Consider the following 24,408-nt stretch of genomic DNA (forward strand, 5'->3'; position numbering starts at 1 on the left):
TCGGCCCGAAGAGGCTCTAGCTTCGTGCATCGTCGGCGGCGGCGGCTATTTGGAGGCGCAAATCATAGGCGACACGCCGTGGCCAAGGCCCGCAATAACAACCGCCCGCTCTCACCGCACCTGCAGGTGTGGAAATGGGGCCCGCACATGCTCGTTTCGATCCTGCACCGCGTGACGGGCAGCGGCATGGCGACGGTTGGGGTCGGCGTGTTCCTGTGGTGGCTGTGCGCGCTGGCATCGGGGCCGGAGAGCTACGCCAAGTTTCTCGACTGTCTGACGGTCGACAGCGGTGCACCGAACGCCATCGGATATATCCTGGGCGTTGGCCTGACGCTCAGCTTCTTCCAGCACATGATGACCGGCATCCGCCACTTCTTCCTGGATGCCGGTGCCGGCTATGAGCTGAAGACGAACAAGAGCTTTGCGGTGCTGACCATGGTCGTGTCGGTCGCGCTGACCGCCGCGCTGTGGGGCTGGATCGTCTATGGCGAACTGGCCAAGGCACCGAAGACCGAAACCCCAATCGCGGTGGAGACGAAGTAATGGGCACCGGAACCAGCATCGGCCGCGTCCGCGGTCTCGGCTCGGCGCATGAGGGCACGCATCACTGGTGGCACCAACGGATGTCGGCAGGATCGAACCTGCTGCTGATGACCTGGCTGATCGTCAGCCTGATCCGCCTCCCCGACCTGGGCTATGAAACCGTGCAGGCATGGCTGTCCGCGCCGATCGCCGCCGTGCCGATGATCCTGCTCGTCCTCAGCGTCTTCTATCACCTCAAGGCCGGGCTTCAGGTCGTGATCGAGGATTATGCGCGCGACGCCGGCCGCATCGTGCTGATGACGCTACTCAACTTCTTCGCCATCGGCGGCGCGGTCTTCGCGATCTTCGCGATCCTCAAGATCGCCTTCACCACCGTCACCACCGGAGCGCCCGCAGCATGACCGCCGCCTACAAGATCATCGACCACAGCTATGACGCCGTCGTCGTCGGCGCGGGTGGTTCGGGCCTGCGCGCGACCATGGGCTGCGCCGAGGCCGGCCTGAAGACCGCATGCATCACCAAGGTGTTCCCGACCCGGTCGCACACCGTCGCGGCACAGGGCGGCATCGCCGCCTCGCTCGGCAACAATTCGCCCGATCACTGGACCTGGCACATGTTCGACACCGTCAAGGGGTCGGACTGGCTGGGTGACCAGGACGCGATCGAATATATGGTGCGCGAGGCACCCGCAGCGGTGATCGAGCTGGAACATGCCGGCGTGCCGTTCAGCCGCAACGACAATGGCACCATCTATCAGCGCCCGTTCGGCGGCCATATGCAGAATATGGGTGAAGGCCCTCCCGTGCAGCGCACCTGCGCCGCGGCCGACCGCACCGGCCACGCGATGCTGCACGCGCTGTACCAGCAGTCGCTGAAATATGACGCGGACTTCTTCATCGAATATTTCGCGCTCGACCTGATCATGGAAAACGGTGCGTGCCGTGGCGTGGTCGCGATGTGCATGGAGGATGGCAGCATCCACCGCTTCCGCAGCCACGCCGTCGTGCTGGCCACCGGCGGCGGCGGGCGCGTCTATCAGTCGGCGACCTCGGCGCACACCTGCACCGGCGACGGCAACGGCATGGCCCTGCGCGCGGGCATCGCGCTGCAGGACATGGAATTCGTTCAGTTCCACCCGACCGGCATTTACGGCGCGGGCGTGCTGATCACCGAGGGTGCACGCGGTGAAGGCGGTTACCTCACCAACTCCGAAGGCGAGCGCTTCATGGAGCGCTATGCCCCCTCGGCCAAGGATCTCGCCAGCCGCGACGTCGTCGCGCGCTCGATGGCGATGGAGATCCGCGAAGGCCGCGGCGTCGGCAAGGACAGCGACCATATCTTCCTGCACCTCGATCATATCGATCCGAAGGTGCTGGCGCAGCGGCTGCCCGGCATCACCGAAACCGGCAAGATCTTTGCGGGCGTCGACCTGACCAAGAAGCCGCTGCCGGTGGTCCCGACCGTCCACTACAATATGGGCGGCGTTCCGACCAACTATCATGGCGAGGTCGTGCAGTTGCGCGACGGCAACCCCGATGCGGTCGTCCCCGGCCTGTTCGCGGTCGGCGAAGCGGCATGCGTTTCGGTGCACGGCGCCAACCGCCTGGGTTCCAACTCGCTGATCGATCTGGTCGTGTTCGGCCGTGCGACCGGCCTGCGGCTCAAGGAGCTGCTCAAGCCCAACACGCCGCACAACCCGCTGCCCAAGGGGTCGGAGGAGTTCGCGCTCACCCGCCTCGACCATTTCCGCAACGCCAAGGGTGGCACCCCGACGGCGAAGATCCGCGCCGAGATGCAGCGCACGATGCAACGCAACGCCGCCGTGTTCCGCGACACCGCGCTGCTGGCCGAGGGCGTGACGAAGATGGACGCGGTGTATCAGAGCATGAACGATGTCGGCGTCACCGACCGGTCGCTGATCTGGAACACCGACCTGATCGAGACGCTGGAGCTGGACAACCTCATCAGCCAGGCCGTCGTCACGATCCGCAGCGCCGACAACCGCAAGGAATCGCGCGGCGCCCACATGCACGAGGACTTCCCGGAGCGCGACGACGCCAACTGGATGAAGCACACCGTGGCGAGCTTCGAAGGTTGGGGCGGCAAGGGCGGCGCGGTCGCAATCGACTACCGCCCGGTCCACGACTACACGCTCACCGACGAGGTCGAGTATATCAAGCCGAAGAAGCGGGTGTATTGAGGGATTTAAGGTCGGTTTCGTTGTAATGAGCGAAACCGGCCTTCATCCCCCCGGACGATACTCCATCGCCGGACTTTGCAAGGTAGCGCGCGCACTGAGGACATCCATGCGGGCGTGCAGGATGCGGACGATCAGCACGACATCGCCGCGGATGCGATAAAAGATATTGTGCGAACCGCTGCGCCACTTGCGCAGTCCGGGCGACACATCCCCGTGATCGCTGCCAGCGAGCGGCATTTTCAGAATCTGCTCCAGGCTGTCGGCAATTGCGTCAAGATAGCGCCGGGCCTGATCGCTTCCCCACCGCTCGTCGGAATAATCACCGATAGCGCGGACATCGGCCCGCGCGCGAGGGCGCATCTCAAGCCGGTAGGTCAAGCCTCGGAATACCGTTCGGCGATCCACGCCCGCATATCGAAGGGCTCGGGATCACCGCTCTCGTCCCCTTCCCGAATCGCCGCGCGCAATTCGGCAAGCCGCTGCTCCTCATCCTCCAGCAGCCTCAGCCCGGCGCGGATCACCTCGCTCATGGACCCATAGCGGCCCGACGCCACCTGCTGAGCGGCGAAGGCGGTGAAGTGGTCGCCCAGGGAGACGCTGGTGTTCTTGGCTGCCATGGCACCACATTACCAAAATCCGGTACCGGCAGCAATGCCCCCCGACGCTTGACCTGAGCGTCTGCGCCACGCACCTTCCTCTCAGGGGGTGATTTGATGCGTTCGATCCTGCCACTTGCTCTGGCGCTGCTCGCGCTTCCCGCTGCGTCGGCGCAGCAACAGCCCTATACACCGCCTAAGCACACCGCCCCGCCCCCGCCGGGTATCGCGCGCTCGACGCCCGAGGAGGTGGTGCAGCAGGCCGATGGCGGCACCCAGATCGAACGCGACCGGCCCGCCACCTATGCGCTCGCCGAACACCGTCGCCTCACCCGCGCGCTCGGCACCCTGCTCCCGCAGCGCAAGGGGGTGGTCGACGCCTATGTCCTGTCGGTCGCGCTCGACAGCGATCCCGTCTTTGGGCGGGAGGCGCGCGAGGCGGGCAAGGTGCTCGCGCGCCGCTACGACGCCGTCGGGCGGACGATCACGCTCGGCGGTAGCGACGGTAAGGCACCGTCGCCCCTCCCGATGGGATCGCCTGCCAACTTGGAAGCCGCACTCGCCCGCATCGCAGAGGTGATGGACGAGCAGGAGGATGTGCTGGTCCTCTACGCCACTAGCCACGGCGCGCCGTTCGGGGTGGTGTATAATGACGGCAATGAGGGGTTTGGCGCGATCTCCCCGCGCCGCCTCGCCGCATTGCTGCGCGCGCATGGGATCGAGCGGCGGCTGCTGATTATCAGCGCCTGTTATTCGGGCGTTTTCGTCCCGCCGCTGTCCGGGCCGCAGAGCGCGGTGTTCAGCGCCGCAGCGTCGGACCGGTCCTCGTTCGGCTGTGCGGCTGAGAATGACTGGACCTTTTTCGGCGACGCGCTGGTCAACCGCGCGCTGCGCAAGCCGCAACCGCTGGAGGCAGCGGTGACCGCAGCCATCGCCAAGATCGCCGCTTGGGAAACGCGCGGCAAGCTCAAGCCGTCGCTGCCGCAGCAAAGCATCGGGGTCGAGGTGCAGGCATGGCTCAAGCCGCTGGAAGCGCGCATGCCCAAGGTTGCGACCGCGCCGGTGGGCAAGCCGTCGGTGGATAGCCTGCAGGCTCCGTGACGCTGATCCTTTTGCGCGCTGGCGGGTTGAGGCGGCGTGGAACCGCTCATCCCGCTCGCCTTTCTGGCACTCATCGCGGCCGGCCTCGCGCTGGTCGCGATCGGCGTGCGCGATGCGTTGCGGCGCCGGCAACGGGAACCTAGTCCCCGGCCGATGGTTGCGCGGGCGATGACCCAGACATTCGACATCCCCGCCCCGGCCTCCGACGCGGCGCCCGCGCCCGCCGCGCCAGCCCCTCACAGCACGCGCTATCCGCTGCTTGCGACGCCGCACATCTGCCTGTCCGGCCCGGTGGACCATGCGATGTATCAGAGCTTTCGCGACCAGCTTGCCACCGCCCCGACCGACGGGACGCTGGTCATCGCGATCTCCACATTGGGTGGCGACCCGGAGGTCGCGCGGCTGATGGGCGACGAGGTGCGGCTGCTGCGCGAATATACCGGGCGCGAGATCCTGTTCCTGGGCAAGGTCGCGGTCTATTCGGCGGGCGCCACCTTCATGGCGCATTTCCCGGTCGACAAACGGTTCCTGACTCAGGGCACGCGCCTGATGATCCATGAGCGCAAGCTGACCGCCGACATCCATCTCGAAGGCCCACTCAAGACGCTCGTCCCGATCCTGCAGGCCAAGCTGCACGAGATCGAGGAATCGATCCGCATCGAGGAAGAGGGGTTCCGCGACATCGTCGCCGGATCGAAGCTCGGCTTTGACGAACTGTGCCAGAAGGCCCCGTCGAACCTGTATCTGGAGGCGGAGGAAGCGCGCGACCTGGGCCTTGTCCTCGACGTCATCTGACCCGCTCAGGAAAAGCTCACCGATCGCTCATGGCGGTTGGACGCCGATGCGCTACGCCAGCGACTTCTCTGACAGGAGTCGCCCATGGACCTATCCGCACCCAACCGTTCGCCGGGAATGAAGATGCTGCTCGCGCTGCTCGTCGGCGCGGTGCTGACCATTCCGCTCTTCGCGGTCTATCTGCTCGTCTATGACCGGCAGAGCCAGTCGGAGACCGCGCGCAGCAGCATTGCCGAGGGCTGGGGCGGGCCGCAGACGCTGGCCGGGCCGCTGCTCGTTATCCCCTATTCCTTGCCGGTGACCGAGACGGTGCAGGAAAATGGCAAGCCGGTGACCCGCACCACCACCCAGCGGCGCGAGCTGTTCATCGCCCCCGACACGCTCGACCTCGACACGCGGATCAAGCCCGAGCGGCGCACGCGATCAATCTATGAGTCGGTGGTGTATGACGCCGACATTTCCGGCAGCGCGTCGTTCCGCCTGCCACCAGACGCAGCGCGTATCGTCGATCTCACTAGCCTTGAGTATGACAAGGCCGAACTGCGCTTCGGTGTCGCCGACCCGCGCGGCCTGAAGCCTGCCAACCGCATCACCATCGACGGCCAGCCAGCTCCGGCCCAGCCCGGCAATGGCGTCGCCGTCACCGGCGGATCTGGCTTCTTCGCCAATCTCGACGCGTCCGCCCTGCGCGAACGCGCCATCACCGCCAAATTCGCCTTTGCCCTGCGCGGCCATTCGGTCGTCGCGCTCGCCCCGCGCGCCGGCGCGACGCGCTGGACCGTCACCTCGCCGTGGAAGCATCCCAGCTACACTGGCGGCTTCCTGCCCGAAACGCGCGACAACACGGCCGAAGGGTTCAGCGCGACCTATCGCATCTCCAACCTCGCGCTCGGCACGACGCTTGTGACGACCAGCGACTCGCCTGCAGCCACGCCCGACGCCCAGCCCGCTTATGACTCGCGCACGCCCGTCGCGGCGCCATCGTCCGCAGCGCAGGTCGGCCTGATCCAGCCCGTCGACCTCTACGCGCAGGTCAACCGCAGCGTGAAATACGGGTTCCTGTTCATCGGCTTCACCTTCATGGCGTTCCTGCTGTTCGATGTCGTCGCCGGGGTGCGCGTGTCGGCGGTGGAGTATCTGCTGGTCGGCGCGGGGCTGGTGCTGTTCTTCGTCCTGCTGCTCGCCTTTGCCGAAGTGATCGGCTTTGCCCCCGCCTATGCGGTGGCCGCGGGCGGGGTCATCGCCCTGCTGACCGCGTATAGCGCCGCCGTGCTGGGCAGCCGCCGCCGCGCCGGGTTCATCGCCGGACTGCTCGTGGCGCTTTATGGCGTGCTCTACATCCTGCTCAGCCTTGAGGCCTATTCGCTGCTGATCGGATCGCTGCTGCTCTTCGCGGCGCTGGCAGCCGTGATGTATCTCACCCGTAATCTCGACTGGAGCGGCCGCAGCGCCGACCCGTCAGAAACCTGACCGGGACCGCGTGGGAGAGGGTCGCAGCCCTCTCCCATAGAGTGGCCGCCGGACGACTATTTCGCCCCTGCTCCGATTGAGATCGCACCCACGTCACCTTATGTTTGCAGCGCGGGCGGGGGTTATGTATCTGGCCTGCAATCTGGGCTGGGGCGGCCGCGTCGCCACCCCGTCCGCGGTGAAGTTTAAGAGGTTCCCGATGGCCGATTTCGTCCTGCCGAAGAACAGCAAGATCACGAAGGGCAAGGCGCATCCGGCGCCGGCGGGCGCATCGCGGAAAAAAACCTTCACCATCTATCGCTATGATCCGGATTCGGGGAAGAACCCGCGTTACGACAGCTTCACCATCGACCTCGACGAGTGCGGCCCGATGGTCCTGGACGCGCTGATCAAGATCAAGTCCGAGATCGACCCGTCGCTCACCTTCCGCCGCTCGTGCCGCGAAGGGATTTGCGGGTCGTGCTCGATGAACATGGACGGCAAGAACGGCCTCGCCTGCACCACCGCGATCGAGGATATCAAGGGCGACATCAAGATCACCCCGCTGCCCGCGATGGACGTGATCAAGGACCTGGTGCCCGACTTCACCCATTTCTACGCGCAGTACGCGTCGATCAAGCCGTGGGTACAGACCGTCACCCCGCCGCCGTCGGGCAAGGAGCGACTGCAGTCGCCGGATGACCGCGCCAAGCTCGACGGCCTGTACGAGTGCATCCTGTGTGCCTGCTGCTCGACCAGCTGCCCCAGCTATTGGTGGAACAGCGACCGGTTCCTGGGCCCGGCGATCCTGCTTCAGGCCTATCGCTGGCTCGCCGACAGCCGCGACGAGGCGACCGGCGAGCGGCTCGACGAGCTGGAGGATCCGTTCCGCCTGTATCGCTGCCACACGATCATGAACTGCGCGAATGTCTGCCCCAAGGGCCTGAGCCCGGCCAAGGCGATTGCCGAGATCAAGAAGATGGAAGCCGAGCGGGTCGTCTGATCCGCTCCGGCCCCCTCTGACTTGTCGCAAGCCGACACGCATTTCGTCTATCTGGACGATCCCGACCATCCGGGGTGGAAGCGCTGGGAACTGCGCGGCCCGACCCGGTTCAATGCGTTCCTGGGCCCGATCCTGACCCGGATCGAGGATGGCAAGGCGCTCGTGCGGATGGTGCCGGGACGCGAACATTCAAACTTGCGCGACTCGACCCATGGCGGCGCGCTGCTGGGCTTCATGGACGTCGCGCTATTCGCCGCCGCGCGCAGCTTCGGCGTCCTCTCCGCAGGTGGCGCAGTCACGCTCGACCTGTCGGCACAGTTCATCGGCACCAGCCGCATCGGTGAGCCAATCGTGGCGGAGGTCGAACTGCTCCGCGAAACCGGACGGATGCTGTTCATGCGCGGACTGGTGCGGCAGGAGGACAATGTCCTCGCCAGCTTCTCCGGCACCGTGCGCAAATCGTCGCCAGCCCCATGACCGCCGTCCTCGAACGCTACCAGGCGCTGGTCGCCGCCGGCGAGCTGCGCGCCGACCCCGATCAGGCCGCCGCCGCGCGCCGCCTCGCCCATCTCGCGCACGAACTCGAACAGGGGCCGCGCAAAGGCAGCGTGCTGTGGCGCCTCGCCCGGCGCGCGCCCGAGGCGCCGCGCGGCGTGTATATGTGGGGCGGCGTCGGGCGCGGCAAGTCGATGCTGATGGACCTGTTCTTCGGTTGCGTCCGCATCGAGCGCAAGCGCCGCGTCCATTTCCACGAGTTCATGATCGAGGTGCACGCGCGCATCGCCGAGGAACGCAAGAAGGAGGCGGGCGACCCGATCCCGCCGGTCGCCAAGGCGCTCGCCGAAAACCTCCGCCTGCTCGCATTCGACGAGATGGTGATCAACAACACCGCCGACGCGATGATCCTCAGCCGGTTGTTCACCGCGATGATGGCCGAGGGGCTGACCGTCGTAGCGACGTCGAACCGCCCGCCCGACGATCTCTACAAGGACGGGCTGCAGCGCGACAGTTTCCTGCCGTTCATCGCGTTGCTCAAGGACAAGCTCGACGTCCTGCCCCTGAACGGCCCGACCGATTATCGCCGCGACCGGCTGGGCATGATGGACATGTGGCTAACCCCCAACAGCCCCGCCAACACCGCCACCCTCTCCGCCGCCTTTTTCCGCCTGACCGACTACCCGGTCGAGGACCGTGCGCATGTGCCGAGCGAAGACCTCGCGGTTCAGGGCCGCACGCTGCACGTGCCCAAGGCGCTGAAGGGCGTCGCCGTCTTCTCGTTCAAGCGCTTGTGCGAGGAAGCGCGCGGCGCGTCCGACTATCTCGCCATCGCGCGGCGCTATCACACCGTCATCATCGTCGGCATCCCGCGCCTCGGCCCGGAAAACCGCAACGAAGCCGCGCGCTTCGTCACGCTGATCGACGCGCTGTACGAGCATAAGGTCAAGCTGCTGGCGATGGCCGACGCGGCGCCGATCGACCTTTATGCCGAAGGCGACGGCAAGTTCGAATTCGAACGCACCGTAAGCCGCCTGATGGAAATGCAGTCGGAAGAGTATCTGGCGCAGGGGCATGGCGCGGCGGGCTGATTATCCCGCCACCGCCTCCGCCAACTCCGTCCCCCGCCCGGTGAGGCCATAGAGCGCCACCGGCGGAAACCGGTCCTCCAGCCGCCGCGTCACCAGATCCTGCCCGATCATCGCCTGCAGCGTCAGCGACAGCGCGCGCGGCGTCACCGGCGCGAGCCGCGACTGAAGCGCGTTGAAGCGGGTCCAGTCGTCGCCCAGCCCGCCCGCCACCGGCAATGTCCAGCGCGACAGGTCCGGCGCCTCCAGCCCCAGCCGCACGCGCGCATCCTCGATCCGCTCGCACGCTGCGCCGATCGCCCGACCGCTGTCAGTTAGCACATATTCGGGGCGCAGCGGGTGGCCATGGCCGGGATTGGGCATCACCCAACCCTGCTCGCGCAGATACGCCAGCGTCCGCGTCAGGCTGTTGCGCGACAGGCTGAACCGCCGCTCGATCACCGCGAAGCGCGATCCGCTCTCGCGGCTGAGCAACGCCAGCACAGGAATCGTCCACCGCCCCGCCGCCAGCCGCTGCAACACCGCACTTGTCAGAACCGGATCATTCACGCGCTTGACCAAATCGCAATCTACTATACAAATGGAACCATAGACTCGGGAGGACGATATGGCAAGCGAAGCTACCCTTGATGCGATCAACACCGCGATTTCCTATGACGGCGGACTGACCTGCGCGCTCAGCGTCACCAGCCTCGACCGCTCGATCCCGTGGTACGAAAACGTGCTGGGGATGACGCTGATGTACCGGATGGACGAGATCGCGTGGTGCGAACTGACCTCGTCGGTCGCGCGCGTCAGCGTCGGCCTGTCGCAGGTCGAAAACGCGGGCGGCCCCGGCGGCGCGACGCTGACCTTCGGCGTCACCGATCTCGACGCGGCCAAGGCGGCGCTGGACGCAGCGGGCGTACGGCAGGACGGGCCGATCAACGAAATCCCCGGCATGGTGCGCCTGCTCACCTTCTACGACCCCGACGGCAATGCGCTGATGTTCTATCAGGACCTCTCCGGCGACGGTGAGGGTTAAGCCGGGTCTAGCTCTGCACGTGGAGGCGGCGTAGCATCACCCGATGCTGCGCCGCCTGCTCTTCCTGACCCTCGCCGTAGCAGCACTGCCCGGCGCGCGTCAGGCCGATCCTGCGCCGCAGAACTGGTACGTCATCGCCGACGATGCCGGCGCGGTGCTCGGCCACGCCAGCACCGCCAGCCGCACACTCCCGGACGGACACGAGACGATCGAACGGCGCGAACTCCGGCTGGCCGATGGCGAACGGCCAGCCGCGACGCTCACCGACACGACCACCACCCGCTTCGACGCATTGGGCCGCCCGCGGCTGATCGTCACCGAATCGCGCGACAGTCGCACCATCCGCCGACTCGAAACCCGCATCGCGGCGACCAGCGCAACCGTCACCCGCCAGAGCGAGAGCGGGCGCCACGTCACCCGTATCGCGCTGCCGCCCGGCACGCGCTTCGACAATGGCGAAGGGTTGATGCGCAGCTGGAACGGCGACTCGACGCTAAGCTTCCTTAACCTCAACCCCGCCGCCGGGCTGGTCGAGCGCATGACGATCGAACGCGCACCGAGCCAGCGGCCCGGCACGCTGACGGTGCTGCGCAAGCGCTATGAGGGGACCGAGCTGCGCGGGATCATGCGGCTCGATCTCGACGCATCGGGACGCATCGTCGCGGCGATCCAGCCGATGTTCGGCGTCGCGGTCACCACCCGCCCCGCCGACCGCGACACCGCACTGCGCTCACATCCGCCCTACCGCCTGCTGCGCAATGTCATGGCCAAGTCGCCGGTGCGGATCGGCCCCGCCGCCGCACAGGGCCGTATCCGCTACCGCTTCGGCTTCATCGACGGCATCGCCTTTGCTCCGCCAGCGACCGGGGAACAGCGGGTGAGCGCCGACGCGACCGGCATCACGCTCGATATCTGCGCGACCTGCGGCCTCGGTCTTCCCAGCGATCCGGCGACCCTTGCCGATGCCCGCCGCGCCACCGCCTGGCTGCAGCATGACCATCCCCGCGTCATGGCGCTCGCCCGCCCGGTGATCCGTCGCCAACTCTCGCCCGCGCGCACGATGGAGGAGCTGGCTATCCGCGCCCGCACCGTCATGCAGCGCATCGACTTCACCGGCCATCGCAGCGCCGCCGACGCGCTGGCCCATGGCGCGGGGGATTGCACCGAGGATGCGGTGGTGCTCGCTGCGCTCGGGCGCGCGGCGGGTATTCCGACCCGCGTCGCCAGCGGCCTCGTCTATTCGCGCGAACGCTATCACGGCGTCAGCAACGTGTTCATGCCGCACAGCTGGACGCTCGCCTATGTCGACGGCGCGTGGCGCAGCTTCGACATGTCGCTCGACGGGTTCGATGCGACGCATATCGCGCTCACCATCGGCGATGGCGACGCGCGCTCGATCACGGCGGCGGGACAGCTCGCCAGCCTGCTCGACTGGCAATCGCTGGCAGAGGTCAGGACGCGGGCTTCGCCGTGACCGGCTGCGGCGCATCGTCATAAACCACCGGCAGTTCGGGCAGGGTCGCATCGGCCGGATCCTCGACCATCGCTACCGCCTTGGGATCCTTGATCCCGCCGACGATGATCATGTCATAGTCTTCGTCCGGGGTCGCGACCTCGATCGGAGTCGGCGCCACATCCTGCGCCGCCGCAGGCAGTCCGACCACCGCCGCCGCCAGCGCTGCAGCGGCCAGGGCCGGCCGCACCGGCAGCGTGTAACGCACGCACACCTCGGTCTCGCACCCCTTCAGGAACGCGACCCGCTCGCCATCGCTCCAGCCCGACAGGTCGAACACCTCGCGCTTGCACATGCGACAGAAATCACCGTCCAGGATCGCGGCCAGATCGGCCTTGTAGGGACAGGGGGTGTCGATCTTCGGGAACTTGGCCATGGCATGCGCTCCGGTCGTTTGCGCGAGCTTAGCCCAATTCGCGCCGAGTGTCAGGCACGGAATACCTTCGATGTTTCTACAATAATCGAAATAATTCTTGCTCCCCGAACAACGATTCGATATTTCCACAATCATGGAACTTAAAGACGACATCGCGGCCGTGACGGCCCTGTCCGCCTTGGCGCAGGAGCATCGCCTCGCGCTCTTCCGCCTGCTGGTCCAGGCGGGACCGGAGGGCCTCCCCGCCGGGGCGATCGCCGAAAAACTGGGCGTCCCCGCGTCGTCGCTGTCCTTCCATCTCGCCCATCTCAACCGCGCGGGTCTGGTCAGCCAGACCCGGCAGGGACGGTCGCTGATCTATGCCGCCGACTATGCCGCGATGAACGGCTTGCTCGGCTATCTCATGGAAAATTGCTGCGGCGGCGCGGGATGCGCGGCCCCGGCCGAACAGTCCGAAAGGAAATCCGCATGAAGCGTATGCATGTCCATGTCGGCGTCACCGATCTCGATCGCTCGATCGCCTTTTATTCCACGCTGTTCGGCGCGGAACCCAGTGTGACCAAGCCGGACTATGCCAAGTGGATGCTGGAGGATCCGCGCGTCAATTTCGCGATCTCCAGCGGCGACCACGCCGTCACGGGGATCGAGCACCTCGGCATCCAGGTCGAGCATGGCGACGAGCTGGTCGAGGTCTACGGCCGCCTCAAGGCTGCCGACCGCCCGGTGCTGGAGGAAGGCGCGACGACCTGCTGCTACGCCAAGAGCGAGAAGAGCTGGATCGCCGATCCCGATGGCGTGGTGTGGGAAGCGTTCCTGACCGAGGGCGAGGCCACCGTTTACGGCGACTCCCCCGCCCTGTCGGCGCTGTCGGACAATGCCCGCCCCGATGCATGCTGCGCGCCGCAGATCGCGCCGGCTCCGAAATCTGCCTGCTGCTGAGGATCGCACGATGGAGCCGGTCGATATCGTCATCTACCACAACCCCGATTGCGGCACGTCGCGCAATACGCTGGCGATGATCCGCAATGCCGGGATCGAGCCGCATGTGGTGGAGTATTTGAAGACCCCACCCAGCCGCGCGCTGCTGGTCGAGCTGCTCGCCCGCGCCGGAGCGACGCCGCGCGACTGGCTGCGCGAGAAGGGCACGCCCTTTGCCGAACTCGGCCTCGACGATGCGGCGCTGTCCGACGATGCGCTGATCGATGCGATGATGACGCATCCGATCCTCATCAACCGCCCGGTCGTCGTCTCCCCGCTCGGCGTCGCACTTTGCCGCCCGTCCGAAGCGGTGCTCGACCTGCTCCCCACCGCCCAGCGCGGTGCCTTCGCCAAGGAAGATGGCGAGCGCGTCGTCGACGCCGCCGGCAACCGCCTCGCCTGACAGGGACGCCATGACCGACACTGCATCCCCGCTGGGCCTGTTCGAGCGCTGGCTTTCGCTCTGGGTCGCGCTCGCGATCCTCGCCGGCCTCGCGCTCGGCCTGATGGCGCCGGGCGTCACCACAATGCTGGCGGAGCTTGAGGTTGCCTCGGTCAACCTCGTGGTGGCGGTGCTCGTCTGGGCGATGATCTACCCGATGATGGTCGGGGTCGATTTCGCCAGCATCCGCGACGTCGGGCGCAAGCCCAAGGGGCTCGTCATCACGCTGGTGGTAAACTGGCTGATCAAGCCGTTCACCATGGCCGCGCTGGCGATCCTGTTCTTCGACTTTATCTATGCCGACCTGATCCCGCGCGACCTGGGCCAGCAATATATCGCCGGGCTGATCCTGCTCGGTGCCGCGCCCTGCACCGCGATGGTGTTCGTCTGGGCCCAGATGACCAAGGGCGACCCCGCCTATACGCTGGTGCAGGTGTCGGTGAACGACCTTGTCATGATCGTCGCCTTCGCCCCGATCGTCGCGCTGCTCCTCGGCGTCACCGACATCGTCGTGCCGTGGGAGACGCTGCTGCTCTCGGTCGCACTCTATGTCGTGATCCCGCTCGCTGCGGGCGCACTCACCCGCCGCCGGGTGATCGTCAGCCATGGCGGCGACGCAGCATCGGTCGATGCCTTCACCGCGCGGCTCAAGCCATGGTCGATCATCGGCCTGCTCGCCACCGTGCTGCTGCTGTTCGCGTTTCAGGCGACCACGATCGTCGCCAACCCGCTGCTGATCGCGCTGATCGCGGTGCCGATCCTGATCCAGTCCTATGCGATCTTCGCCATCGCCTATGCCGCAGCGAAGGCGTGGCGCGTGCCCCACAACATCGCCGCACCCTGCGCGCTGATCGGCACGTCGAACTTTTTCGAGCTGGCGGTGGCGGTCGCGATCGGCCTGTTCGGCCTGTCGAGCGGCGCGGCGCTCGCCACCGTCGTCGGCGTGCTGGTCGAAGTACCGGTGATGCTCAGCCTCGTCGCCTTCGCCAACCGCACGCGGGGGAGTTTTCCGTGCTGATCTGCACCTATTGGCCGCCCACCGACAAATTCCAAGCGGCGCGCACCTGCCCCACGAAAATCGGGCGATAGGTGCGCAGCTCCTGCTGCGCTGCTGCGTCGAACCCGGCTAAGCCGCCGATCCGCTCCTGCGCCCCGCGCGCGGCGGCCCGATAGAGCGCACGCACCTCCGGCATTCCTGCGCCTTGCCGCTGCAAATGCGTTGCCAGCGCCCAATAACCGCCGATCCGGTCGGGATGCGACCGCGCATAGCCCGAACGGATTGCCATCGCGCGCCGATACAACGCTTCGGCGTCCGCCCCGCGCCCCTGTGCCGCCAGATTCGCGGCCAGATTGTTGTAGCTTGTCGCAATCCGGGGATGTCCGGCAGGGAGTGCCCGCTCGTTCAGCTGAACCGCCTTGCGATACAACGGCTCCGCCTCCGCCAGTTTGCCCTGAACGCTCAGATTATAGGCCAGGTTGTTATAACCCGCCGCAATCTCCGGATGTCCGGGCGGCAGCACCGCCTCGCGCATCGCCAGCGCCTTGCGCAAGAACGGCTCGGCCTCGCCATATTTGCCCTGCAGGGTCATGTTGTAGGCGACATTGGCATAGCTGGCGGCGATCTCGGGATGCCCCGCTGGCAGCGCCGCCTCGCGGATCGCCAGCGCGCGGCGATAGAGCGGCTCGGCCTCGGCCGGGCGGTTCTGGTCGTCCAGATTGGACGCAAGGTTGTTATAGGCCTGGCCGACCGCCGGATGTCCGGTGGGCAACGCCGCCTCAAGCGTCGCCAGCGCCCTACGGAACCAGGTTTCCGCCTCGCGATACCGCGCCTGTCCGTTCAGGTTGAAGGCAAGATTGGTGTATGCATCGGCCAGACGCGGGTGCCCGGCGGGCAGCCCCTGTTCGACCATCGCCATCGCGCGGCGGTGGATCGGCTCGCCGTCCGCAAACCGCCCCTGATTGTCGAGCGCAGCGGCAAGGTTGCTCAAATTGGTGGCAATCGCCGCATGGCCCGCCGGCAGCACCTGTTCGTGGATCGCCAACGCCTTGCGATACAGCTGCTCCGCTTCGGCATAGCGCCCCTGATTATTCAGGTTGAACGCGATGTTGTTGTAGCTGGCGGCGATGTCCGCATGCGCGGCGGGCAATGCCTGTTCGCGTATCGCCAGCGCCTTGCGGTACAGCGGCTCAGCATCGGTGTAGCGCCCCTGCCGGTCGAGATTTCCGGCGAGGTTGTTCAGGCTCGTCGCAATGTCGAGATGCCCGGCCGGCAACGCCCGTTCCCGCATTGCCAACGCCTTGCGATAGATCGGCTCGGCTTCCGGCGACCGTCCCAGCGCGTCCAGATTGCTGGCCAGATTGTTGAGGCTTGCGGCGATCCCGGGATGTCCGGCGGGCAAAGTCTTCTCCGCCAGCGCTAGCGCGCGCCGGGCATAGGGTTCCCCCTCTTCGGCCACACCCGCCTGAACTGCGATATTGGTCAGGGCGAGCAGCAGGTCGAGGCACTGGTCGGCATCGGGGCGGCTCGCCTCGCACTTGACCAGTTCGGCCTTCAACGCCGTCAGCGCCCCCGCAAAGTCGCCGCGTCCAAACGCCGACGTCGCAGCATCACCATAGGGCCAACGCTGTGCGGCCTCGGCGGGAACCGCACCAGCGCACAGCGCCAGTGCGACGAAAAGCGGGGAATTTGCCTTCATCGCCCACAGTCTAGCCAGAATCACCCGTGAATAAACTGACGTTTAGCGTCGGTTTCTCAGTCGAGATTGGGCCGCAGATAGCGCTCCGCCAGTTCCAAACTAATGCCCCGCCGCGCCGCATAATCCTCCAGCTGGTCGCGCCCCACGCGCGCCACGCCGAAATACTCAGCTTCCGGATGGCCGAAGTAAAAGCCGCTGACCGCCGCGGTCGGCAGCATCGCGAAGCTTTCGGTCAGGCTGATGCCCGTCGCCTTGTGCGCGTCGAGCATCTCGAACAGCACCGGCTTCAAACTGTGCTCCGGGCAGGCGGGATAGCCGGGTGCCGGGCGGATGCCGCGATACTGCTCCTTGATCAGCGCCTCGTTGGTCAGTTGCTCACCCTCGGCATAGCCCCACAGGGCCGTGCGCACGAAGTGATGCAGCCGCTCGGCAAAAGCTTCGGCCAGACGGTCGGCAAGGGCCTTGAGCAGGATGTCCGAATAATCGTCGATCGCCGCCTTGAACCGCGCCAGATGCGGCTCGATGCCGTGGATCGACACGGCGAACCCGCCGATCCAGTCGCCCGCCGGGTCGATAAAGTCGGCCAGGCACATATTCGCCCGGCCTTCGCGCTTGGCGATCTGCTGGCGCAGCATCGGCAGCGTATAGTGTTTCTCGTCCTCGACATGGACGATGATGTCGTCACCCTTGCGCCGGCACGGCCATAGCCCCGCCACACCGCGCGCGGTCAGCCAGCGTTCCTCGATGATCTTGTCGAGCATCTTCTGCGCGTCGTTAAACAGGCTGGTCGCGCTCTCGCCGACCACCTCATCCTCCAGGATCGCGGGATAATTGCCCGCCAGCTCCCACGCGCGGAAGAACGGCGTCCAGTCGATATACTGGCGCAGGTCCTTCAGGTCCCAATCGGGGAATGTGTGGACGCCGGGCATGCGCGGCTTGCCGGGCTTCAGGCTGAAATCCGCCTCGAACGCATTTGCGCGCGCATCCTCCAGGCTGCGCAGATCGCTCTGCCCCTTGCCGGCGCGGGCGAGGCGCACCGCTTCATATTCATCCGCAACCTTGGCGACATAGTCGTCGCGGATCGTGTCGCTGACGAGCGTGGTGGCGACACCCACCGCGCGGCTGGCGTCGAGCACATGCACCACCGGCCCGTCATAGGCCGGCGCGATCTTGAGCGCCGTATGCACCTTCGACGTCGTCGCGCCGCCGATCAGCAGCGGCATGGTCATGCCGGAGCGCTTCATCTCCTCGGCCACCGTCACCATCTCGTCGAGCGAGGGGGTGATCAGGCCCGACAGGCCGATCATGTCGGCGTCATTCTCGTTCGCCGCCTGCAGGATCGTCGACCACGGCACCATCACGCCCAGATCGACCACCTCGAAGCCGTTGCACTGCAGGACCACGCCGACGATGTTCTTGCCGATGTCATGCACATCGCCCTTGACGGTCGCCATGATGACCTTGCCCTTGCCCTTCGCGCCCGGCTCCTTCGACGCCTCGATATAGGGGAGGAGGTGCGCGACCGCCTTCTTCATCACGCGCGCGCTCTTCACCACCTGCGGCAGGAACATCTTGCCGCTGCCGAACAGGTCGCCGACGACGTTCATCCCGTCCATCAGCGGCCCTTCGATCACCTCGATCGGCTTGGCGGCCTTCTGGCGGCACTCCTCGGTATCCTCGACCACATATTGGTCGATGCCCTTGACCAGCGCATGCTCCAGCCGCTTCTCGACCGCCCAGCCGCGCCACTCCGCCGCCTGCTTCTCGGCCACCGCATCGGTCCCGCGAAACTTCTCCGCCAGCGCGACCAGCCGGTCGCCCGCCTCGGGATCGCGGTTGAGGATCACGTCCTCGCACGCGGTACGCAGCTCGGGGTCGATCGTGTCGTACACGTCGAGCTGCCCGGCGTTCACGATCGCCATGTCGAGCCCTGCGGGGATCGCGTGGTACAGGAACACGCTGTGCATCGCGCGGCGGACCGGTTCATTGCCCCGGAACGAGAAGCTGAGGTTCGACAGACCGCCCGAGAAGTGGACATGCGGGCAGCGCGCCTTGATCTCCTTCACCGCCTCGATGAAGTCGACGCCGTAATTATTATGCTCCTCGATCCCGGTCGCGACCGCGAAGACGTTGGCGTCGAAGATGATGTCCTCGGGCGGGAAGCCGATCGCCATCAGCTCCTTGTACGCGCGCTCGCAAATCTCGACCTTGCGCGCTTGGGTGTCGGCCTGCCCGACCTCGTCGAACGCCATCACCACGACCGCCGCGCCATAGTTCATGCACTTGCGCGCATGCTCCAGGAACTGGGGCACGCCCTCCTTCATGCTGATCGAATTGACGATCGGCTTGCCCGAAACGCATTTCAGCCCCGCCTCGATCACGTCCCATTTGGAGCTGTCGATCATCACCGGCACGCGCGCGATGTCCGGCTCCGCCGCGATCAGCTTGAGGAAGGTCGTCATCGCCTCATGCGCGTCGAGCAGGCCTTCGTCCATGTTGACGTCGATCACCTGCGCGCCATTCTCGACCTGCTGCCGCGCAACCTCGACCGCCGCGGTATAGTCGCCGGCCATGATCAGCTTCTTGAACTTGGCAGAGCCGGTGACGTTGGTGCGCTCGCCGATATTGACGAAGGCGGTGGAGGTGGGGGTGGTCGAGGTCATTTTAGTCTTTCGTCGCCCCGGCGAAGGCCGGGGCCGCTAGATTGGGTGCGGTAACAGGGCGGCCCCGGCCTGCGCCGGGGCGACGGTCATGCCGCCATCACAAACGGCTCGAGCCCCGCCAGCTGCGTGCGCACCGGCGGCGTCGGGATCGCGCGCGGGGGCAGGTCCTTCACCGCATCGGCAATCGCCTTGATATGCGCCGGGGTCGATCCGCAGCATCCGCCCAGGATGTTGACCTGCCCCTGATCAGCCCATTCCTTGACCAGCCCGGCGGTGGTCACCGGCGCCTCGTCATACGCGCCCAATTCGTTGGGCAGGCCGGCATTGGGGTACACCATGATCAGCGTGTCGCAGAGCTTGGAGAGCGTCGCGACATGCGGCCGCAGCTGCTCCGCGCCGAACGAGCAGTTGAGCCCGATCGTCACCGGCTTGGCATGCCGCACCGCCGCCCAGAACGCCTCGACCGTATGCCCTGACAGATTACGGCCTGACAGGTCGGTCAGCGTCATCGACATCATGATCGGCAGATCGCGGCCCAGCGCCTCACCGGCCTCGATCGCCGCCATCACGCCGGCCTTGGCATTGAGCGTGTCGAACACAGTCTCGATCAGGATGAAGTCCACCCCACCCTCGACCAGCGCGTCGATCTGCTCGCGATACACATCCTTCAGCGTATCGAAGTCGATTTCGCGATAGCCCGGATCGTTGACGTCGGGCGACAGCGACAGCGTCTTGTTGGTCGGGCCAAGCGCCCCGGCGACGAAGCGCGGACGCCCGTCCTTTGCCTCGAACTCGTCCGCAATCGACCGCGCGAGCTTCGCCGATTCAACATTGATCTCACGCACCAGATGCTCCGCACCATAATCGGCCTGGCTGATCCGGTTGGCGGAGAAGGTGTTGGTCTCGGCAATATCCGCCCCCGCCTCGAAATAGGCGCGGTGGATGCTCGCGGGCACATCCGGGCGGGTCAGCGCCAGAATGTCGTTATTGCCCTTCTGATCATGGCTGAGGCCAAGGTTCCCGGCATAGGCCGCCTCGTCCAGCTTCCAGTTCTGGATCTCGGTCCCGAATGCGCCGTCGGTGATCAGGATGCGCTTGGCCGCCTCGGCCAGCAATTTCTCACGTGGTGTCATGTCAACTTCCTAATCCTCCCCGGAACGGGGAGGGGGACCATGCGCAGCATGGTGGAGGGGGCCCTCCTCTAGCCGATCCGCTGGTGGAGGGCCCCCTCCACCACGCCGCTTCGCGTCGCGGTCCCCCTCCCCGTTCCGGGGAGGATTTTAAGCTCAAGCCGCCACGCTCGCCGCCGCGCCGCGCGGACGCACGCCCAGCAGGTGGCAGATCGCATAGCTCAGCTCGGCCCGGTTGAGCGTGTAGAAGTGAAACTGCCGCACGCCGCCGGCATAGAGGTTGCGGCACAATTCCGCCGCCAGCGTCGCAGACACCAGCTGACGCGCAGCCGGACGATCGTCGAGCCCGTCGAACAGCCGCTCCATCCAGCCCGGCACCGCCGTCCCGCACATCGCCGACATCTTCTGGACCGCGGCAAAGCTCATCACCGGCATGATCCCCGGCACGATCTCCGCATCGATCCCCGCCGCCGCCGCCGCGTCGCGGAAGCGCAGGAAGGTATCGGCCTCGAAGAAGAACTGCGTGATCGCGCGGTTCGCGCCCGCATCGATCTTGCGCTTCAAATTGTCCAGATCATGCGCCGCATCGGGCGAATCCGGATGGCATTCGGGATAGGCCGCAACCGAAATCTCGAACGGGTGCAGCTTGCGCAGCCCCGCAACCAGATCGGCGGCATTCTCATAGCCGCCCGGATGCGTCGCGTATTTCTCACCCGCACGCGGCGGATCACCGCGCAGTGCGACGATGTGGCGCACGCCCGCCGCCCAATATTCCTCGGCCACGGCGTCGATCTCGGCCTTGGTCGCGTCGACGCAAGTCAGGTGCGCGGCGACCGCGATCGGCGTTTCGCGCGCGATCCGGGCGACGGTGTTGTGCGTCCGCTCGCGCGTCGTCCCGCCCGCGCCATAGGTCACCGAAACGAAACGCGGATCGAACGGGCTCAGCGTCTCGACCGATTCCCACAGCGTCTTTTCCATCGCCTCGGTCTTGGGCGGAAAGAATTCGAAGCTGACGTCGATGTCGCCTGCAACGTCCGCGAACAGCGGCGGAGAGGACGGGTCGCGATCGATACTCATGCTGCCTTCACCTCATTCACTGGCAGTTGTTCACCCGGCTGCCCCGCCTTGCGGCCCAGCCATAATTTCACGGTCAGCGCGCCGCCCTCCAGCGTCTGGGTCTGGACCGGCGCCAGGCCCGCCTTGCTGAACCAGCCGAGCATCTGCTCGTCTGAAAAGCCGAGGCGCACATGACCCTCGCGGCTGCGCAATTCCTCACGATCATGCGGCGCGAAATCGACGATCAGCAGGCGGCCATTTGGCGATAGCACCCGCGCCGCCTCGCCGATCGCGGCCCCCGGCTGCTGCGCGAAGTGCAGCACATGGTGCAGGATCGCGGCATCCGCCTCGCCATCGCTCATCGGCAGCGCATAAAGGTCGGCCTGACGCAGTTCGGCATTGCCGATACCCTGTTCCGACAATTTCGCCCGCGCCAGCCGCAGCATTTCCGACGAGCGGTCAATGCCCAGCGCACTGTCGGCATGCGGCGCGAACAGCTCGAGCATCCGCCCGGTGCCGGTGCCGATATCGATCAGCCGCGCAATCGGCGCCGCGCCCAAAACCGCAACCATCGCCGCCTCAACCTGTTCCTCAGCGACATGCAGCGAGCGGATCGCGTCCCATTCGCCGGCATGCGCCTCGAACCACTCGGCCGCAGCAGCCGCGCGATCGGCGCGCACCGCCGCGAGCCGCGCGCTGTCCGCCACCGCCCAATGATCCTCGCTCTCGCTGCGCCACGCATCGATCGCGGCAAAGATCGGCCCGGTCCGCTTCGCCTCGCCCAGCGCGACGAACACCCAGCTGCCTTCCTTGCGCCGCTCGGCCAGGCCGGCATCGCACAGGATTTTCACGTGGCGGCTCACCCGCGGTTGGCTCTGCCCCAGCACCTGCGCCAGCTCGCCCACCGACAGCTCCATCAGCCGCAGCAGCGCAAGAATGCGCAGCCGCGTCGAATCCGCGAGTGCGCGGAAGGATTCGAGCGCCGTGTTCATAGGTATATAGATATAAAGATATCTTTATATCAGGTCAATGCGGGTGTAGCTTTAGCGACGAACCGCTCTTCTTTAGCCCCTCCCGCTTGCGGGAGGGGTTGGGGAGGGTCTTCTTCTGATCCTGCCACCTCACCACCGTCACCCCCGCGAAAGCGGGGGCCCATCTCCCGGACTGTCCACCTCCCACACCGGTGTGATGCGCCGTGCTTGCTGGAGATGGGCCCCCACTTTCGCGGGGGTGACGAGCGATTGGGCAAGCCCGCAGCCCGATGCTCACGCCGCCCGCGCTTCCTCGATAATCGGCACTAGCGCCGCCAGAAACTGCGCCGCGCTCGCCTCCCAGGTGAAGCTGCGACCATAGGCCGCACATGCCGCGCGATCGCGGGTTAGCGCTTCGCCGATCGCCGCATCCAGATCCTCGGCCATCGCTCCGGTCTCGGGCGTCAGGATATCGACCGGCCCTGTCACGGGATAGGCCGCGACCGGCGTGCCGCACGCCAGCGCCTCGATCATCACCAGCCCGAACGTGTCGGTCTTGCTCGGGAAAACGAAGACATCCGCCGCGCGATAGGCCTGCGCCAGCTCCGCTCCGAACATCGACCCCATGAACTTCGCCTCAGGGTATTTCGCCTCCAGCGCCGCGCGGGCCGGGCCGTCACCGACGACAACCTTCGTCCCCGGATGGTCTGAGGCGAGAAACGCCTCCAGATTCTTCTCCACCGCGACCCGCCCGACATAAAGCTGCACCGGCCCGGGCAGCTCCGCCATCGCCGGATGCGGCGTCACGCCGGGGTGGAAATTGGCCAGGTCTACGCCCCGCCCCCAATGCTGCACCTGGGTCAGCCCGTGGTCGACCAGCGCCTGCCGGATCGACGCGGTCGAAGCGAGAATTGCCCGCGCCGGCGCATGGAACCAGCGGATGTAGCGCCACACCCACTCCGCCGGCACGCCCGACCGCGCCTCGACATAGTCCGGAAACTGCGTGTGATAGGCGGTGGTGAACGGAAAATCATGCCGCAGGCACCAGCGCCGCGCCGCGACGCATACCGGCCCCTCGGTCGCGAGATGCACCGCGTGCGGCGAAAATTCGTCGAGCAGATCGCCGATCGTCCGGCTGCGCACCATCGCCAGGCGAATCTCGGGATAGGTCGGGCACGGCACCGAATAGAACAGGTCGGGTGAGATCACCTTGACCTTGTGACCCTGCCCCTCAAGCACGCACCGCACCGACTGGAGCGTGCGCACGACGCCGTTCACCTGAGGCTCCCAGGCGTCGGTTACGATGGCGATCCGCATCTCCGTTTCGCTCAAGCCGCTACGCGCTCCTCGACCCGTTCCGGGCCGAGGTCACGCGCAGCGATCTCATCGGCCCAATGGAGAATTTCCATCCGGCCATCGTAATGCTCGACCAGCGCGGTGCAACCCTCCACCCAGTCGCCGTCATTATAATAGTCGATCCCGTCGATCGTGCGCATCTCGGCGGTGTGGATATGCCCGGCGATCACGCCATCGACCCCGCGTGCGGCGGCTTCCTTGGCGACGATTTCCTCAAAACCGCAGATGAATTCGACCGCGTTCTTGACCTTCTGCTTGGCGTGCTTGGACAGCGACCAATAGGGCAGGCCACGCCAGCTGCGATATTTGTTGCACCAGCGGTTCAGCGCCATCACCGCGGTGTAGGCCGCGTCGCCGACATGGGCGAGCCAGCGGTGGCTCAGCGTGATCGCGTCGAACTCGTCGCCGTGGAGCACCAGCAGGCGGCGGCCATCGGCGGTCTGGTGGATCGCCTGGCGCTTGATCTCGACCCCGCCAAAGCTGAGGCCGGTGAACTGGCGGAAAATCTCGTCATGATTGCCGGGGATATAGATCACCCGCGTGCCACGCTTGGCGCGCTTCAGCAGGCGCCACACGATGTCGTTATGCGCTGCGGGCCAGTAGAATTTCTTCTTGAGCTGCCACCCGTCGATAATGTCGCCGACCAGATAGATCGTGTCACTGTCCACGTGATCCAGAAAGTCGATCAGCATCTCGGCGTTGCAGCCGCGGGTCCCCAAGTGGATATCGCTGATCCAGATGGTGCGATATTGCCGACGCCCGCCGATCGTCTTTTCCAGGATCGCGGGTTCCGCGGCGGTGAAGTCTGCGAATTCTGCGACATTCGTGTCGAACGGAAGTCGAGTGATCGTGGCCATTGTAGCGCCCCGTGCAATGCCCTTGCCTGGGTCGCCTATGGCGATGGAATGTTACAGCTCGAATCGTTGCCGCGTC

The 24,408-nt window shown here is 66.2% G+C and carries 26 protein-coding genes; 15 read left to right on the plus strand and 11 right to left on the minus strand.

The annotated features are described in order from the left end of the window. Positions 1 to 78: 78 nt before the first annotated feature. The 3 genes from sdhC to sdhA are packed head-to-tail and all read left to right on the plus strand — an operon-like array spanning position 79 to position 2,743. The gene (gene sdhC / locus KYX69_RS12705) at positions 79 to 543 is read left to right on the plus strand and encodes a succinate dehydrogenase, cytochrome b556 subunit (protein WP_300497931.1); all 465 of its coding nucleotides are present in this window, start codon (positions 79 to 81) and stop codon (positions 541 to 543) included. Further along, a complete protein-coding gene (gene sdhD / locus KYX69_RS12710; RefSeq protein ID WP_300497933.1) occupies positions 543 to 944 on the plus strand; it encodes a succinate dehydrogenase, hydrophobic membrane anchor protein in 402 nt (133 codons plus the stop codon). Before sdhC ends, sdhD begins: the two co-directional genes overlap by 1 nt. Beyond that, positions 941 to 2,743, plus strand: coding sequence for a succinate dehydrogenase flavoprotein subunit (gene sdhA, locus KYX69_RS12715; protein ID WP_300497936.1), 1,803 nt, complete (start codon positions 941 to 943; stop codon positions 2,741 to 2,743). Before sdhD ends, sdhA begins: the two co-directional genes overlap by 4 nt. Positions 2,744 to 2,785: 42 nt before the next feature. Here sdhA and KYX69_RS12720 read toward each other — a convergent pair whose 3' ends face one another. Then, positions 2,786 to 3,103: a type II toxin-antitoxin system RelE/ParE family toxin gene (locus tag KYX69_RS12720; protein ID WP_300497939.1), complete on the minus strand. Its 318-nt coding sequence runs from the start codon at positions 3,101 to 3,103 to the stop codon at positions 2,786 to 2,788. A 14-nt stretch (positions 3,104 to 3,117) separates the two neighbouring features. After that, positions 3,118 to 3,360: a type II toxin-antitoxin system ParD family antitoxin gene (locus tag KYX69_RS12725; RefSeq protein ID WP_300497942.1), complete on the minus strand. Its 243-nt coding sequence runs from the start codon at positions 3,358 to 3,360 to the stop codon at positions 3,118 to 3,120. Positions 3,361 to 3,456: 96 nt separating this feature from the next. On the opposite strand from KYX69_RS12725, the gene KYX69_RS12730 reads away from it, so the two are divergent. From KYX69_RS12730 to zapE, 6 genes are all read left to right on the plus strand, one after another. Further along, entirely contained in the window at positions 3,457 to 4,440 is a 984-nt protein-coding gene (locus KYX69_RS12730) for a C13 family peptidase (protein WP_300497945.1), read from the plus strand. A 168-nt stretch (positions 4,441 to 4,608) separates the two neighbouring features. After that, the gene (locus KYX69_RS12735; protein WP_300498177.1) at positions 4,609 to 5,235 is read left to right on the plus strand and encodes an ATP-dependent Clp protease proteolytic subunit; all 627 of its coding nucleotides are present in this window, start codon (positions 4,609 to 4,611) and stop codon (positions 5,233 to 5,235) included. A gap of 84 nt (positions 5,236 to 5,319) precedes the next feature. Next, entirely contained in the window at positions 5,320 to 6,705 is a 1,386-nt protein-coding gene (creD, locus tag KYX69_RS12740) for a cell envelope integrity protein CreD (protein ID WP_300497948.1), read from the plus strand. Positions 6,706 to 6,904: 199 nt separating this feature from the next. After that, on the plus strand, positions 6,905 to 7,687 hold the full coding sequence (locus KYX69_RS12745) for a succinate dehydrogenase iron-sulfur subunit (RefSeq protein WP_300497951.1): 783 nt from the start codon (positions 6,905 to 6,907) through the stop codon (positions 7,685 to 7,687). A 21-nt stretch (positions 7,688 to 7,708) separates the two neighbouring features. Next, entirely contained in the window at positions 7,709 to 8,164 is a 456-nt protein-coding gene (locus tag KYX69_RS12750) for a PaaI family thioesterase (protein ID WP_300497954.1), read from the plus strand. Continuing rightward, positions 8,161 to 9,273, plus strand: coding sequence for a cell division protein ZapE (gene zapE / locus KYX69_RS12755; protein ID WP_300497956.1), 1,113 nt, complete (start codon positions 8,161 to 8,163; stop codon positions 9,271 to 9,273). The genes KYX69_RS12750 and zapE overlap by 4 nt, the downstream gene beginning before the upstream one ends. Here the strand turns inward: zapE and KYX69_RS12760 are convergent, their stop codons facing one another. Continuing rightward, the gene (locus KYX69_RS12760) at positions 9,274 to 9,819 is read right to left on the minus strand and encodes a helix-turn-helix domain-containing protein (protein WP_300497958.1); all 546 of its coding nucleotides are present in this window, start codon (positions 9,817 to 9,819) and stop codon (positions 9,274 to 9,276) included. A 58-nt stretch (positions 9,820 to 9,877) separates the two neighbouring features. Here KYX69_RS12760 and KYX69_RS12765 point away from each other — a divergent pair, with 58 nt between their 5' ends. Both KYX69_RS12765 and KYX69_RS12770 read left to right on the plus strand, forming a co-directional pair. Continuing rightward, positions 9,878 to 10,294: a VOC family protein gene (locus KYX69_RS12765; protein WP_300497961.1), complete on the plus strand. Its 417-nt coding sequence runs from the start codon at positions 9,878 to 9,880 to the stop codon at positions 10,292 to 10,294. Between the two features lie 43 nt (positions 10,295 to 10,337). After that, positions 10,338 to 11,768, plus strand: coding sequence for a transglutaminase family protein (locus KYX69_RS12770; protein WP_300497964.1), 1,431 nt, complete (start codon positions 10,338 to 10,340; stop codon positions 11,766 to 11,768). Here KYX69_RS12770 and KYX69_RS12775 read toward each other — a convergent pair. After that, positions 11,746 to 12,183, minus strand: coding sequence for a hypothetical protein (locus tag KYX69_RS12775; RefSeq protein ID WP_300497967.1), 438 nt, complete (start codon positions 12,181 to 12,183; stop codon positions 11,746 to 11,748). The two genes, KYX69_RS12770 and KYX69_RS12775, sit on opposite strands and share 23 nt — an antisense overlap. Before the next feature lie 133 nt (positions 12,184 to 12,316). Between KYX69_RS12775 and KYX69_RS12780 the strand changes: the two genes are divergently transcribed. Genes KYX69_RS12780 through arsB form a run of 4 tightly spaced genes read left to right on the plus strand, consistent with a single transcriptional unit; the run spans position 12,317 to position 14,621 of the window. Beyond that, the gene (locus KYX69_RS12780) at positions 12,317 to 12,655 is read left to right on the plus strand and encodes a helix-turn-helix transcriptional regulator (RefSeq protein WP_300497970.1); all 339 of its coding nucleotides are present in this window, start codon (positions 12,317 to 12,319) and stop codon (positions 12,653 to 12,655) included. Then, positions 12,652 to 13,122 (plus strand): ArsI/CadI family heavy metal resistance metalloenzyme, encoded by a 471-nt coding sequence (locus KYX69_RS12785; RefSeq protein WP_300497973.1) that lies wholly within the window; start codon positions 12,652 to 12,654, stop codon positions 13,120 to 13,122. The genes KYX69_RS12780 and KYX69_RS12785 overlap by 4 nt, the downstream gene beginning before the upstream one ends. 10 nt (positions 13,123 to 13,132) lie before the next feature. Next, positions 13,133 to 13,564, plus strand: coding sequence for an arsenate reductase (glutaredoxin) (gene arsC / locus KYX69_RS12790; RefSeq protein WP_300497975.1), 432 nt, complete (start codon positions 13,133 to 13,135; stop codon positions 13,562 to 13,564). A 10-nt stretch (positions 13,565 to 13,574) separates the two neighbouring features. Next, positions 13,575 to 14,621 (plus strand): ACR3 family arsenite efflux transporter, encoded by a 1,047-nt coding sequence (gene arsB, locus KYX69_RS12795; protein WP_300497977.1) that lies wholly within the window; start codon positions 13,575 to 13,577, stop codon positions 14,619 to 14,621. A 7-nt stretch (positions 14,622 to 14,628) separates the two neighbouring features. Here the strand turns inward: arsB and KYX69_RS12800 are convergent, their stop codons facing one another. From KYX69_RS12800 to KYX69_RS12830, 7 genes are all read right to left on the minus strand, one after another. After that, the gene (locus tag KYX69_RS12800) at positions 14,629 to 16,299 is read right to left on the minus strand and encodes a tetratricopeptide repeat protein (RefSeq protein WP_300497980.1); all 1,671 of its coding nucleotides are present in this window, start codon (positions 16,297 to 16,299) and stop codon (positions 14,629 to 14,631) included. Between the two features lie 56 nt (positions 16,300 to 16,355). After that, positions 16,356 to 18,962 (minus strand): methionine synthase, encoded by a 2,607-nt coding sequence (gene metH / locus KYX69_RS12805; RefSeq protein ID WP_300497983.1) that lies wholly within the window; start codon positions 18,960 to 18,962, stop codon positions 16,356 to 16,358. An 86-nt stretch (positions 18,963 to 19,048) separates the two neighbouring features. Further along, positions 19,049 to 20,095 carry a homocysteine S-methyltransferase family protein gene (locus KYX69_RS12810; protein ID WP_300497986.1) on the minus strand — a complete coding sequence of 349 codons (1,047 nt, stop codon included), beginning with the start codon at positions 20,093 to 20,095 and terminating at the stop codon, positions 19,049 to 19,051. 153 nt (positions 20,096 to 20,248) lie between these two features. Next, positions 20,249 to 21,169 carry a methylenetetrahydrofolate reductase gene (gene metF / locus KYX69_RS12815; RefSeq protein ID WP_300497989.1) on the minus strand — a complete coding sequence of 307 codons (921 nt, stop codon included), beginning with the start codon at positions 21,167 to 21,169 and terminating at the stop codon, positions 20,249 to 20,251. After that, positions 21,166 to 22,140: a metalloregulator ArsR/SmtB family transcription factor gene (locus KYX69_RS12820; protein WP_300497992.1), complete on the minus strand. Its 975-nt coding sequence runs from the start codon at positions 22,138 to 22,140 to the stop codon at positions 21,166 to 21,168. Before KYX69_RS12820 ends, metF begins: the two co-directional genes overlap by 4 nt. 273 nt (positions 22,141 to 22,413) lie before the next feature. Then, entirely contained in the window at positions 22,414 to 23,436 is a 1,023-nt protein-coding gene (locus KYX69_RS12825; RefSeq protein ID WP_300498179.1) for a glycosyltransferase family 1 protein, read from the minus strand. Between the two features lie 11 nt (positions 23,437 to 23,447). Beyond that, positions 23,448 to 24,332, minus strand: a complete 885-nt coding sequence (locus tag KYX69_RS12830) for a UDP-2,3-diacylglucosamine diphosphatase (protein ID WP_300497995.1) — start codon at positions 24,330 to 24,332, stop codon at positions 23,448 to 23,450. Positions 24,333 to 24,408 lie beyond the last annotated feature (76 nt).

The organism is Sphingomonas sp. (assembly GCF_030145815.1).
GTDB lineage: Bacteria > Pseudomonadota > Alphaproteobacteria > Sphingomonadales > Sphingomonadaceae > Sphingomonas.